This window comes from Gemmatimonadota bacterium (assembly GCA_041390105.1).
Taxonomy (GTDB): Bacteria; Gemmatimonadota; Gemmatimonadetes; order Longimicrobiales; family Gaopeijiaceae; genus JAGQIF01.
In genome coordinates this window covers 1,413,508-1,426,079 of record JAWKQO010000001.1, presented here as the reverse complement: position 1 = coordinate 1,426,079, position 12,572 = coordinate 1,413,508, and the positions used below count along the sequence as shown (strand labels likewise).

The 12,572-nt window shown below is 68.8% G+C and carries 9 protein-coding genes; 8 read left to right on the top strand and 1 reads right to left on the bottom strand.

The window, feature by feature from the left end; translation table 11 throughout:
- The first annotated feature begins 5 nt into the window (after positions 1-5).
- Entirely contained in the window at positions 6-887 is an 882-nt protein-coding gene (locus R3E10_06385) for an MBL fold metallo-hydrolase (GenBank protein MEZ4415363.1), read from the top strand.
- 58 nt (positions 888-945) lie between these two features.
- Positions 946-2,280: an amidohydrolase family protein gene (locus tag R3E10_06380; GenBank protein ID MEZ4415362.1), complete on the top strand. Its 1,335-nt coding sequence runs from the start codon at positions 946-948 to the stop codon at positions 2,278-2,280.
- A 16-nt stretch (positions 2,281-2,296) separates the two neighbouring features.
- On the opposite strand, the gene R3E10_06375 is transcribed toward R3E10_06380, so the two are convergent.
- A complete protein-coding gene (locus tag R3E10_06375; protein ID MEZ4415361.1) occupies positions 2,297-3,562 on the bottom strand; it encodes a DUF1343 domain-containing protein in 1,266 nt (421 codons plus the stop codon).
- Positions 3,563-3,725: 163 nt separating this feature from the next.
- Here R3E10_06375 and R3E10_06370 point away from each other — a divergent pair, with 163 nt between their 5' ends.
- The 6 genes from R3E10_06370 (at position 3,726) to R3E10_06345 (ending at position 12,564) form a co-directional block, all read left to right on the top strand.
- A complete protein-coding gene (locus tag R3E10_06370) occupies positions 3,726-5,546 on the top strand; it encodes a glycoside hydrolase family 3 N-terminal domain-containing protein (GenBank protein ID MEZ4415360.1) in 1,821 nt (606 codons plus the stop codon).
- A gap of 50 nt (positions 5,547-5,596) precedes the next feature.
- Positions 5,597-8,695, top strand: a complete 3,099-nt coding sequence (locus R3E10_06365) for a glycoside hydrolase family 3 N-terminal domain-containing protein (GenBank protein MEZ4415359.1) — start codon at positions 5,597-5,599, stop codon at positions 8,693-8,695.
- A gap of 33 nt (positions 8,696-8,728) precedes the next feature.
- Positions 8,729-10,180 (top strand): sodium:solute symporter, encoded by a 1,452-nt coding sequence (locus tag R3E10_06360; GenBank protein MEZ4415358.1) that lies wholly within the window; start codon positions 8,729-8,731, stop codon positions 10,178-10,180.
- A 5-nt stretch (positions 10,181-10,185) separates the two neighbouring features.
- Positions 10,186-11,109, top strand: a complete 924-nt coding sequence (locus R3E10_06355) for a BadF/BadG/BcrA/BcrD ATPase family protein (GenBank protein MEZ4415357.1) — start codon at positions 10,186-10,188, stop codon at positions 11,107-11,109.
- 233 nt (positions 11,110-11,342) lie between these two features.
- The gene (locus R3E10_06350) at positions 11,343-11,789 is read left to right on the top strand and encodes an Hsp20/alpha crystallin family protein (GenBank protein ID MEZ4415356.1); all 447 of its coding nucleotides are present in this window, start codon (positions 11,343-11,345) and stop codon (positions 11,787-11,789) included.
- 187 nt (positions 11,790-11,976) lie between these two features.
- Positions 11,977-12,564, top strand: coding sequence for a sigma-70 family RNA polymerase sigma factor (locus R3E10_06345; GenBank protein MEZ4415355.1), 588 nt, complete (start codon positions 11,977-11,979; stop codon positions 12,562-12,564).
- Positions 12,565-12,572: the final 8 nt, after the last annotated feature.

Sequence of the window (12,572 nt, the reverse complement as noted above, 5' to 3'; positions counted from 1 at the left end):
TGCACGTGCGCTACCTGGGCGTGGGCGGCTGGTTGCTCGAGTGGAACGGCGTTCAGATCCTGACCGCGCCCTTCTACTCGAATCCTTCGGCCACGCGCGTGGCTTTTGGCCGCATCGAGTCCGACACCTCGCGCGTCGACGCCCTCTTGCCGGACGTCAGTGGCGTCGAGGCCATCCTGGTCGGACACGCGCACTACGATCACCTGATGGATGTGCCCTTCATCGCGAATCGCCGCGCCCGCGGCGCCACGGTGTACGCCAATCGCACGGCCCGCAACATCCTGGCCCCGGTGGTCGACCCGGCGCGCGTGCACGCGGTCAACGCCGACGCGGGCACTCCGGAAGTCCCCGGCCGCTGGCTGGCGCTGGCCGGGGGGCGGGCACGGGTGATGGCCATCCAGACCCTGCACGCACCCCACTTTCCGAAGGTCGAGCTCTTCGAGGGCACGGTGGATACGCCGTTGGCGGAGCTGCCGGAGACCGCGGAAGGGTGGAAGGGCGGAGTCGCCTACGCGTTTCTCATCGATTTCCTCGATGCCCAGGGAGGCGTCGCCTACCGGATCCATTATCAGGATCTCGCCAGCACGGAGCCCTGGGGCTCGATTCCCGACGATGTGTTGAAGGATGGCGTGCCGGTGGACGTAGCGATCGTATGTCCACCCAGCTTCGACCACGTACGCCGCTATCCCGAGTCGATCGTGGAGAACGCGCAGCCGCGCCACGTCTTCCTGGGACACTGGGAGGACTTCTTCGACCCCCCCTCCGAAGCACCGCGTTCCGTTCCCCTCACCGACCTCGACGAGTTCGTGCGCAGGCTGGAGCGGGTGCTCCCGGCCGGCTCCAGCTGGAGCCTCCCCTACCCGGGGGAGCGGTTCAACGTCCCCTGACGGTCGCGACTCGAAGGGAGTGGGGTTCGGCCACGGCAACCACCAGACGGAGCGCCGTATGAGGTCCTGGGTCCGGGCACGCGAGCGTTCCCGTCTTGCCGCCGCCGCCGTTCTGCTCACGGCGGGGTTGGCGACACACGTAGCAGCGCAGGACCTGGTCCTCGAGAACGCGCACATCGTCGATCCGCGTGCGCGCACGGTCATCGAAGGCCGCCTGGTGATCCGTGCGGGTCGGGTGGCGGCGGCCGGCGCCGACGCGCCCGTGCCCCCGGGGGCTCCCATCCTCGACGTCCAGGGGCGCTGGGTCATCCCCGGACTCTTTGATCTGCACACACACTCCTTCGGCAATGCCGCCATGACGGGCCCAGGCCAGATGACCGGGCCGGTCGGTACCGCCCGGCTCGCGCTGCGCGCGGGGGTCACCGGCTTCCTCGACCTGTTCAGCATGGAAGACATGATCCTGGGTGTGCGGGACCGTCAGCGAGCGGAGGGGCTCCCCGGCGCCGACGTGTTTGCTGCAGGTCCATGCCTCACGGCCACGGGTGGGCATTGCTCCGAGTACGGAGTGCCCACCCGGCTCGTGGACACGCCGGAGGATGCCTGGCGGGAAGTCGACGCGCTGGCGCTCAAGCGGCCCGACGTCGTGAAGCTGGTGTACGACCACAATGTCTACGGCGGTCGTTCCCTACCCACGTTGGACCGGGCCACCTTGCAGGCCGTGGTCGAGGCCGCCCATTCCCACGCGCTGAAGACGATTGTGCACGTCGGCACCTGGCAGGACCTGCAGGATGCGGTCGAAGCCGGCGCGGACGCCGTCACGCACACCCCGGGCCCGGGGCCGATGCCGCCCGGCGTGGCCGCCCTGATGGTTCAGAAGGGGACCCTGCACATCCCCACGCTCGCCGTGCAGAGCGAGTTGGCTCGCATCGCGCGCGACCCGGCGCTTCTCGACCGACCCCTCCTCGTTGAGTCGGTAGATCCGTCGGTCCTCGACAGCTATCGGGATCCGGCTGTCTGGCCGGCGCGTATGCAGGGCTTCCTGGCGTGGGTGCGCTCGCTCGAGCGACCCAATCTCGAAGCCGTGTCGACCTTGGCTGCGGCGGGAGTGCGCATCGGCGCCGGAACCGACGCGGGCAATCCGGGCGTCTTCCAGGGCTACTCGGTCCACCGTGAGATGGAGCTGTTGGTGGAAGCCGGGCTTTCCGAATGGGATGCCCTCGCTGCCGCCACGGTGGTGCCGATGGAGTTCCTCGGCCACGATTGGGGTGTGGAGGCGGGCGCGGAAGCCACGGTGCTGGTGCTGGACGCGTCGCCGCTGGTCGACATCCGCAACACTCAGCGCATCCATGCGGTGATCCAGCGAGGCGTGCGAGTTGCAGAGGGCGGTTCCTAGCCGCCTCCAGGCCCCCTCACGGGTAGATGAGGTAGCGGCTGCGGAGCTGTTCGAAGGCCCGACGCTGTTCCGACCAGGGTGCCGTAACGGCGTCGAGGCTTCGTCCGGCTTCGATGCCGAGACGAAGGTCGTCGCTGCCGGCCAGCCGGTCGAAGTGACCTTCCCGCCAATCCCAGCGATCCCCCGACATCCTCCGGGCCTCGATCAGCAGCGCGACGGCCGTGCGGGTCGGGTCGTAGGCAGGACCCAGGGCGGTCAGGCGGACGCCCTGGACGGTTTCGTCTCCGAACTTGCCATCCCCAGGCTGGCGCGGGGTGAACGAAACGGCTGTGACGCGGACGTCGGGCAGGTCGTACGCCGCCATGGCTTGGGCCAGGTCCTCGCCATCCAGCCAGGGCGCGCCGATTTGCTGGAATGCCTCAGGCGTTCCGCGACCCACGGAGAGGTTGGTCCCCTCGAACAGGCAGGTCCCCGGGTAGTGCAGGGCGCTCTCGACCGAGGGCATGTTGGGTGATGGGGCGATCCAGGGCAGCCCGGTCTCGGGGAAGGACAGGTCCCTCGTCCATCCGTCCAAAGGGACGACGTGGAGTTCCACTTCCACCCCGAACTCCCCGCGGACCAGTCGCGCGAACTCGCCCGGCGTCATTCCGTAGCGCATGGGCACCGGGTAGCGTCCCACGAACGTGGAGTACTCGGGATCCAGCACGTCTCCCTGCACGGTCATGCCGTTGATGGGATCGGGTCGGTCCAGCACCACGAAAGGGATCCCGGCCTCGCCCGCGGCTTCCATCGCCAAAGCCATGGTGGAGAGGTAGGTGTAGTAGCGGGTCCCGACGTCCTGGATGTCGTAGAGCAGCACATCGATCCCTTCCAGCATCGCCGGGGTCGGCTTGCGGGTGTCGCCGTAGAGCGAGTGGATCGGTAGTCCGGTCTGCTCGTCCCGACCGCTCTCCACCAATTCGCCTGCCTCGGCGGCACCGCGGATGCCGTGCTCGGGAGCGAACAGCGCCACGAGCTCCACCTCAGGGTGCTCGTAGAGTCGGTCGATGGAGGGCCGTCCCTCGCCGTCGACGCCCGTGTGATTGGTGAGCAGGGCCACCCTTCGACCGCGGACGACGTCGATCGAGTCCGTGAGCAGGACCTCGATTCCCGGACGTACCCGAGCCGGTGTATGCTCCCCGGTGGCGGCCGGAGCCGCTTCGCTGCTGCCCCCGCAGGCGCCGAGCAGGAGCAGCGCGGTGGACGTGATCGGGTACGATTGTGGGAGGCGGAGTACGTTCATTAGCTTCCGGGCGCGGTTCGACGTCATGGCGCAGCGACCTGCGTGCCACGTTGCAGGTGGCGCCGGGGGTTCGTCAATCCGACCTCGCGCAGGCCGCAGGGGGCGGCGCGCGTCTTGCGAGCCTGGAAGGAGACCGAGTCCCTATCCGATGAGGGTCCCGCCCGTGCGCGCATTCCGATCTCCGCCTCGCGAGCTTCAGTGGCTGCGGGGTCAGGCGGCGGCGCTTGCCCTGGTTCTCGCCTGTGCGAACCCGTCGCTGGCCCAATCGCCCGAGGGTGCGCCAGGGGGGGAAGGGCGGGGCGGAGCGGAATACACCTGGTCCACCGCGACGCTCGAGACCCTGAGCCTGCGTCAGAAGGCCGGCCAGGTCCTCATGCCCCTGGTGGAGGGGGCGTTCACGCCCGCCGGATCGGAAAGCCTCGCGCAAACGCTCGACGCCATCGAGAAGAGCGAGGTTGGGGGCCTCATTGTGACCATGGGCTCGCCCACCGAGGTCGCGGTCAAGTTGAACTACCTCCAGGGCCTGTCCCGCCTTCCCCTCCTGGTGGGTGCCGACCTCGAAGAGGGGCCGGGCTTCCGGTTCGACGGCATCGTCCGCCTCCCGGGCGCCTACGAGCTCGGGGGAGCGACGACCTTCCCGTCGCTCATGGCCATCGGCGCCACCGGGGATCCCCAGTACGCCTACCAGGCTGGACTGGCCACCGGTCGTGAGGCCCTGGCGCTGGGGATCCACCTGCCGTTCGCACCCGTCCTGGACGTCAACAACAACCCGGACAACCCCATCATCAACACGCGTTCGTTCGGTGAGGATGCCGAGCGCGTAGCCGCGATGGGGGCGCTGTTCGTGCGAGGGATCCAGGAGGCGGGCGCCATCGCCACCGGAAAGCACTTCCCGGGGCACGGGGATACGGACACGGACTCCCATTTCGCGCTGCCGGTCATCCGCTCCACGCGTTCCCGGCTGGATTCGCTGGAGTTGGTACCGTTCCGCCGCGCCATCGACGACGGGATCGGCGCCATCATGACCGCGCACATCTCGCTGCCGGAGATCACGGGGGAGCAACGGCTCCCGGCGACGCTTTCGGGCAAGGTGCTCACCGATCTCCTGCAGCGCGATCTGGGGTTCTCCGGCCTGGTGGTGACCGATGCCATGAACATGGGTGCCATCGACCGCGCCTACGGCCGCGGCGAGGCCGCGGTCCGGGCGCTCATGGCGGGAGCGGACATCATCCTGATGCCCCCCAACCCGGAGGTGGCGATCAACGCCATCGTGACGGCGGTCGAGGCAGGGCGGCTTCCGGAGGCGAGGCTGGACGAAGCCGTCACCAAGATCCTGCGGGCCAAAGAGCGCTTGGGGCTCGACCGTCGGCGCACGGTGGACGTTGCCGGTGTGGTCTACAAAGTGGGCATCCCCGAGCACCGGGAGATCGCGGACGAGATCGCCGCCCATTCGATGACCCTGATCAAGAACGATCGCGTTCTCCCACTCCGGGGCACGCGGCGGGCCCGCGTGCTTTCCCTCACCTACCGGAGGGAGAGTGATCTACTGGCCGGTCGTTCGTTCGACCGGGTCCTGAGGGAGACGTACCCACGGCTCCGCACGGAGAGCGTATACCGCGACACCGACGCGGGCGTCTACGAACGGCTCGCCCGCGAAGCGCGCCAGTACGAGCTGGTGGTCATCTCCACCTATGTGGCCGCCGTGACGTCCAGCACCCAGATTGGGGTCGCCGAAGGCCTGGCTCGTCTGGTTCAATCCCTCTCGGAGGCAGGAGTGCCGCACGTGGTCGTCTCGTTCGGGAGCCCGTACCTCATCCGCGATTTTCCGACAACGCGCGCCTACGTGGCGGCCTGGAGCGGATCGGGGGCCAGCCAACGGGCGGCGGCGGCGGCCTTGTTCGGGAGGGCGGAGTTCGCGGGTCACCTTCCCACTCGCATCTCCGAAGACTACCCGGTGGGTTTCGGCCTCACCTTGCAGCGATGAGGCAGGCGTCAAGGCGGCGGCGCGGCGGGGCGAGGGTCCTGCTCGCCGGGGTGTGCACGCTGGCGTGCTCCGCGGGAGCACCCGCGGAGGCAGGCCCCCCGCCCGCACCGGCGTACCGCACAGCGGCCGCGGTACCGGAGGCCGAGGTCCTGGACGAGCTGGACTTCGCGGGGGAGCGCTGGGTCGAGCAGACCTTGGCGGGCCTGACACTCGCTGAAGAGGTGGGGCAGCTCGTCATTCCCTGGATTCCCGGCGCCTATGCTTCGACCTCGAGCCCCGAGTTCAAGGAGATCGCGGGGTGGGTGGAGGAGCTGGGTCTGGGGGGGGTGTCCATCTCCATCGGCTTGCCCCACTCGTATGCTGCGAAGCTGAACGAGCTGCAGCGCCGCGCCCGCGTCCCGCTGTTGGTCACCTCCGACTTCGAGAACGGCGGACCGGGGATGCGGATCAACCACTCCTACGCGCTGCCCTCTCTGCTCGCACAAGGCGGTGGCACCAGCTTTCCGCCGACCATGGCGTTCGGCGCCATCGCGGACGAGCGCGCCGCCTTCGAGTATGGCCGCATCACGGCGGCTGAGGCACGCGCTGTGGGTGTGCACATGATCTTCGCGCCGGTGTTGGACGTGAACTCCAATCCCGCCAACCCGATCATCAACACGCGTTCGTTCGGCGAGAGGCCGGCCGACGTGGCCCGGTTGGGTGTCGCGTTCATCGAGGGGGCGCGGGCCGGGGGCGGACTCACCACCGCCAAGCACTTCCCGGGGCACGGAGATACGGAGACCGACTCGCACCTGGCCCTGCCGGTCGTGACGGCCGACCGAGCGCGTTTGGATCGTCTCGAGTTGGTGCCGTTTCGCGCTGCCGTCGACCATGGCGTGGACGGGGTCATGACTGCTCATGTGTCCGTGCCGGCCGTGCTCGGTGAGGATGCTCCCCCGGCTACGTTGTCTCCGTACTTCATGACGCGGCTGCTGCGTGAAGAGATGGGATTCCGCGGCGTCCTCTTCACGGACGCGCTCCGGATGGCGGCGATCAGCGATGCCTATGGCGGTGGTGAGGCTGCGGTGCTCGCCATCGAGGCAGGCTCGGACGTCATCCTGGCGCCCGAGGATCCGCGTGCGGCCGTGACCGCCGTGACGGATGCCGTGAACAGCGGACGCATCCCCAGGGAGCGCATCCAGGCGTCGGTGCGGAGGATCCTCACGTTGAAGGCCCGCGTGGGCCTGCACGAGCGACGCTTCGTAGACATGGAAGCCGTCGACGAGCTGGTGGGGTCCGCAGAGCACGTCAGGGCTGCGGAAGCGGACGCGGTGCAGTCCGTGACCCTGGTCACGGATTCCTGGGCGCTGGTGCCGTTGGACCTGGCGCGGCGCCGCCGGATTCTCTCGATCACCTACGCTCGTGTGAGCGACCCGGCCGCGGGCCTGGCCTTCGACGCCGAGTTGCGCCGGTTCGGCGCGGAGGTACGGAGCCAGCGCGTGTTCGACGAGACACCGCAGGACGGCTACGTCGAGCTGGCAGCCGCGTCCGACAGCGTCGATCTCGTGGTGGTCAGCGCCTACACCCCGCCGACGGCAGCCGCGGGCAGCGTGGCGGCCCCGGAGGGGTTGTCGGGGTTGGTGGAGGGATTGCGGGGGCGCTCTCCGGTGGTGGTGGTGTCGCTGGGCAACCCCTACCTGCGTACGGCCTTTCCGCACGCGGATGCCTATTTGATCGGCTGGGGCCCGCACGAGGTGTCCCAGCAGGCTGCCGCGCGAGCGTTGGTCGGAGCCCAACCGATCACCGGACGCCTCCCCATCACACTCCCGCCGGAGCAGCGCGTGGGCATGGGCCTCGACCGCGCCGCCACCGGAGCGCGCCCCGTCAGTGACGTGCGCGATCCGCTGGCGGAGGCAGGCGTGCTACCGGGCCGCCGTGTCGTCCGCGCCGCGGGTGCGCAGGACGGAGCGCTGCAAGCGACCGGCATGCGGATCTCCCCGCTGGAGACGGAGGCGAGCGAAGTCGGGATGTCCGAAGCGGTCCTCGCCCAACTGGATTCGTTGATCCTGGCCGGCGTGGAGCAGGGGGTGGCGCCCGGTGTCGCCGTGGCCGTGGGCCGCCACGGGCGTGTCGTGCGCCTGCGTGGGTTCGGACGCCTCGACACCGATGCGACGTCGCCTCCAGCGGACGCGGCCACGCTCTGGGACCTGGCATCGCTGACCAAAGTGGTGGGCACCACCACCGCCGCGATGCTCCTGGTCGAGGAAGGGCGTCTGGACCTCGATGCGCCCGTGATCCGTTACCTGCCCGACTGGGCGGATGGAGACCCCCGCAAGCGGGACGTGACCGTCCGCCACCTCTTGCTGCACCGAGCCGGGCTACCACCCTTCCGCCAATGGTACCTGCAGGAGAGCGGCAGAGACGCGTACCAACGCGTGATCAACGGGCTCGCGCTGGACTATGCCCCCGGCGATTCGACCGTCTACTCGGACATCGGCTTGATGACGACCGGCTTCATCGTCGAGCGCATCAGCGGCCTGACCCTGGACGCCTTCCTGGCCGAGCGGGTGTTCGGGCCGCTGGGGATGGTCGACACGGGCTTCCGGCCCGCGGCCGAGTTGATCGACCGGATCGCGCCGACCGAGATCGACCGGACCTTTCGACGGCGCCATGTGCGCGGCGAGGTCCACGACGAGAACGCATGGGCCCTGGGCGGAGTGGCTGGGCATGCGGGGTTGTTTTCCTCGGCCCGGGACCTCGCGGTGTTCGCGGCGATGATGCTGGGGAACGGAGTCGCTCCCGCGTGCCGACCGGTCGCGGGCTCGGGTGTGCCCTGCAACGCACCGCGCCCACGGGACCTGACCCTCCTCAACGCGTCGACCATCCGGCTGTTCACCTTGCGGCACGACGGAACGTCCAGCCGCGCACTGGGCTGGGATACTCCCAGCGGAAACTCGTCGGCGGGGCAGTATTTTTCTCGGCGTTCCTTCGGGCACACCGGTTTCACCGGGACGTCCATCTGGATGGATCCCGAGCGCGACCTCTTCGTGGTGTTGCTCACCAATCGTGTCAATCCCACGCGCGAGAATCAGGCGCACGTGCCCTTCCGGCGCGCTGTCCACGACCTGGCCGCGCGGGCGGTGCTCGATGCTCCGGTAGGGCGGGAGTGAACGCGCGTTCCCTCGACATTCGGTGGCCGCCTCATGAGTGAAGCGTTCACCGGACTCGACGTCGTGGTGCTGGGCGTCTATCTGCTGGGCGTAACCGTCTGGGGCGCGTGGCTGGGACGCGGACAGACGGGCGGCACCGACTACTTTCTGGGGCGGAGAGAGCTTCCCTGGCTGGCCGTGATGCTGTCGATCGTGGCCACGGAGACGAGCACGCTTACGTTTCTCTCCGTACCGGGGATCGCCTACCTGGGCTCCCTGACGTTTCTGCAGCTCACGTTCGGCTACCTGGCCGGCCGCGTGGCGGTCTCGGTCGTGTTCCTGCCGCGCTATGCGAGCGGGGAGATGACGACCGCCTACAGCATGCTCGAACGCCAGTTCGGCGCGGGAGCGCGACGCTTCACGTCCGGGGTCTTCATGGTGACGCGGCTCCTGGCGGATTCGGTCCGCCTGTTCGCCACCGCGATTCCGTTGGCGATCATCACGGGCTGGCCCTATCCGGTGTCGATCGCCGCCATCGCCGTGCTCACCGTGGTCTACACCTATCTAGGTGGCATTCGCGCCGTGGTCTGGGTGGACGCCCTGCAGATGGGGCTCTACCTGGTCGGAGGGATCGTTGCCTTGGTGGCCGTTGGCCTCGCAGTGGACGGGGGCTGGAGTGCGGTCTTCACACAAGCGGCGGCAGCGGGCAAGCTGCAGGTCCTGGACTTCGGGTTGACGCTCTCCACCCCCTACACCTTCTGGGCGGGGGTGGTGGGCGGCGGGTTCTTGACGATGGCCTCCCACGGAACCGACCAACTCATCGTTCAACGCCTGCTCACCTGTCGTGACTTGCGCTCGAGCCAGCAGGCCCTGATCGGGAGCGGGCTGGCCGTCATCGTCCAGTTCGCGCTGTTCTTGACGGTGGGCCTGGGATTGTGGGCGTACTACATGACCGATGCGGGACCGCGAGCCTTCGATCGGCCCGACGAGATCTTCGCTCGCTTCATCGTGGAAGGCTTGCCCGCGGGGTTGACGGGCCTGCTGATGGCGGGTGTGTTCGCCGCCGCCATGTCGTCCCTGTCCTCCTCCATCAACTCGTTGGCCTCGGCGGCCGCCTACGACTTCTGGGCGCCGCTGCGGGGAGTCGACGATGATGCCGCCGTGCTGCGGGCCGGCCGCATCTTCACGCTGTTGTGGTCGGCCTTGCTGGTCGGTGGCGCGGTCCTCTTCATTCCGTTGAGTCGGGGCACCTCGGCTGTGGAGGTGGCCCTCGCGGTGGCCTCGCTGGTCTATGGAGGGCTCCTGGGAGCGTTCCTGATGGGGGTCCGAGGGACCCGGGCGTCGTCCGGGGTGGTGGCCGTGGCCATGACGGTCGGGATCGGCGTGGTCACCGTGATCTGGAGCCTCTGGACGACACAGGTGGCCTGGCCCTGGTTCGTGCCTATTGGTGCCGCCGTTACTTTCGCGACCGGAACCACATTGGCGCGGGTGTTCAGGACGGCGTGATGGTCATGGCGAACGAGGTAGTGATCGGCATCGACGGGGGCGGCACGCGGACCCGGGTGCTCATCATGGATCGCTCCGGCAAGGAGATCGGGATCGGGGAGGGCTCGGCGACGCTGGTCGATCCGGAAGCGCCGGCCAAGGCGGCGCTGTTGGTCGACACCATCGTGCGCCGGGTGCTGAACGAGCACCGTGTCCCCAGACCGGCGGCGGCGCTGTGGGCGGCTCTCGCCGGGGCGGGTCGGGAGTCCACCCGCCAGCTTCTGAAGAAGGAGCTCGAGGAAATCTCGCGCGACCTGGTCCGTCGAGTCGAAGTGGGCACCGACGTCGACGCGGCCATCCACGATGCCTTCGGGAAGGGACCCGGCATCGTACTGATTTCCGGCACCGGGTCGATCGCCTATGCGGTCACGGCCGAAGGGGAACGCCTTTCCGTCGGAGGGTGGGGTTCGACGTTGGGGGATGAGGGCTCCGGGTACGCGCTGGGACTGGCCGGGCTTTCGGCGCTGCTTCGTGCCCACGACGGTCGCGGGCCCCGGACCGAGCTTTCGTCGCTGCTCAAGGAGTTGGGGCTGGCGGCCCCGGCCGAGCTGGTCGACTGGGTGGCTCACGCCACCAAACGTGACATCGCCGCCTTGGCCCCCACGGTCGTGGGCATCGCCGACCGAGGCGATGCCGTGGCACAGAGCCTCGTCAACGAGGCCGTGGCCGAGTTGCGGCTCCATCTGAAAGCCCTTCTGGAGCGCCTGGGTCCGCAGGCGTCGATTCGCACCGTGGCCCTGGTGGGTGGCTTGATCGTACCCGGTCGGGCGCTGCGCTCGCGGGTCGAGCGGGTCATCAACGAGATGGGGCTGGAGATCCTGACGCGCGAAGTGCGGCCGGACCGAGGGGCGGCGCGGTTCGCCCTGGAGCTCGCCGAACCCGTGCGCTGAGGGAGCCCCCTCCGGCCCTCCGCCGCGGCGGCGCATGCCGGCCGGCCATCGAGACAGGGGGGTCTGTCGAAGCGTCAGGCCGCTCGGTCAGGACGACTCGCCCGCGTGCCGATTTGACTGAAAAACCAGTGGTTTCCGTTGGCATGTGCCCTGCGATGGGGAGTCGCGACATCGCCTGACACGCGCCCCCCGCCGTCGGAGCGGGCGCGCAGCACCAACCAACGGAGACAACCATGGCCATCACCCGGTACACGGCCCGGCGGCCCAGCCCCTGGGCGGATTTCGATCAAATGTTCACGCGCTTCTTCAACGACCGCGCGCTCAGCCCCGAAGGCTCCTCCGTATCGGACTGGATTCCCGCCGTCGACGTACGGGAGTCGCCGGACGAGCTCCTGCTGACCGCGGACCTGCCTGGCCTCAGCGAGAAGGACATCGACATCGAGTTCGAGAACGGCGTGCTCACCATTCGTGGTGAGAAGCGCGCCGAGGAGGAGCGGGAGGGCGAGCGCTACCACATCTGGGAGCGCCGCTACGGTTCCTTCCAGCGCGCGTTCACGCTGCCCCGGACCGTGCACTCCGAAGGTGTGAAGGCGGTCTTCGAGAACGGAGTTCTCAAGATCCACATGCCCAAGGTCCCCGAGGCCAAGAGCCGCAAGATCGAGGTGAAGAGCAGGGCCTAGCCACGCGGCCCAGCTCGCGTTCCCGAGGTTCACGGAGGTCGGTGCCTGCAGGGTCGGGTGCCGGCCTCCGTGCATTCGTGAATCGGTGGAGCTCCGGGCCCGCGTTGACCGAGCGGAGCGCCGGGCCGTAGACTCACGCGGTACGAGCATCGCGCTCGGCTCTATCACCCTCCTGCGCGACGCCACCATGAGCTCTGTCCACGAAGCCACCCGACTCTTCGCTGCGTGGCGCAGTGGCGACGAGGCCAGCCTGGAACGGCTCCTTCCGCTGATCTACGAGGAGCTCCGCCGGCTTGCGGGTCGGTACATGCGCAGCGAACGCCCTGATCATACCCTGCAGCCCACCGCGCTGGTCAACGAGGCGTATCTGCGACTGTTGGACGCGGATCTGTCGTTCACCGATCGGGCGCACTTCTTCCGGATCGCCGCGCAGGTGATGCGACGCATCCTGGTGGACCACGCGCGCCTGAAGCAGGCGGAGAAACGCGGCGGCAAGGGAGCCGTGGCGGTCACCTTGGACGAAGGACTCCTGGTTCACGATACGGCCCCCCAGGTCATCCTCGACATCGACGAGGCCTTGGCGCGGCTCGCCCAGCAGGACGAGCGCAAGGCCAAGGTGGTGGAGCTGTTCTACTTCGGCGGGCTTTCCTACGACGAGAGCGCCGAAGCGCTCGGCATTTCGCCCGCGACGGTGCACCGGGACCTGCAGTTCGCCAAGGCCTGGCTGTATCGTGAGTTGGGCGGGAGCTCCGAGGAGGATCACAGCGACCGCTGAGCGCCCCC

Coding starts and splice junctions, on each gene's coding strand:
- R3E10_06350 (MEZ4415356.1), top strand. CDS start 11,343: ATGGCCATCACCCGGTACACGGCCCGGCGGCCCAGCCCCTGGGCGGAT.
- R3E10_06375 (MEZ4415361.1), bottom strand. CDS start 3,562: ATGAACGTACTCCGCCTCCCACAATCGTACCCGATCACGTCCACCGCG.
- R3E10_06360 (MEZ4415358.1), top strand. CDS start 8,729: ATGAGTGAAGCGTTCACCGGACTCGACGTCGTGGTGCTGGGCGTCTAT.
- R3E10_06345 (MEZ4415355.1), top strand. CDS start 11,977: ATGAGCTCTGTCCACGAAGCCACCCGACTCTTCGCTGCGTGGCGCAGT.
- R3E10_06355 (MEZ4415357.1), top strand. CDS start 10,186: ATGGCGAACGAGGTAGTGATCGGCATCGACGGGGGCGGCACGCGGACC.
- R3E10_06380 (MEZ4415362.1), top strand. CDS start 946: ATGAGGTCCTGGGTCCGGGCACGCGAGCGTTCCCGTCTTGCCGCCGCC.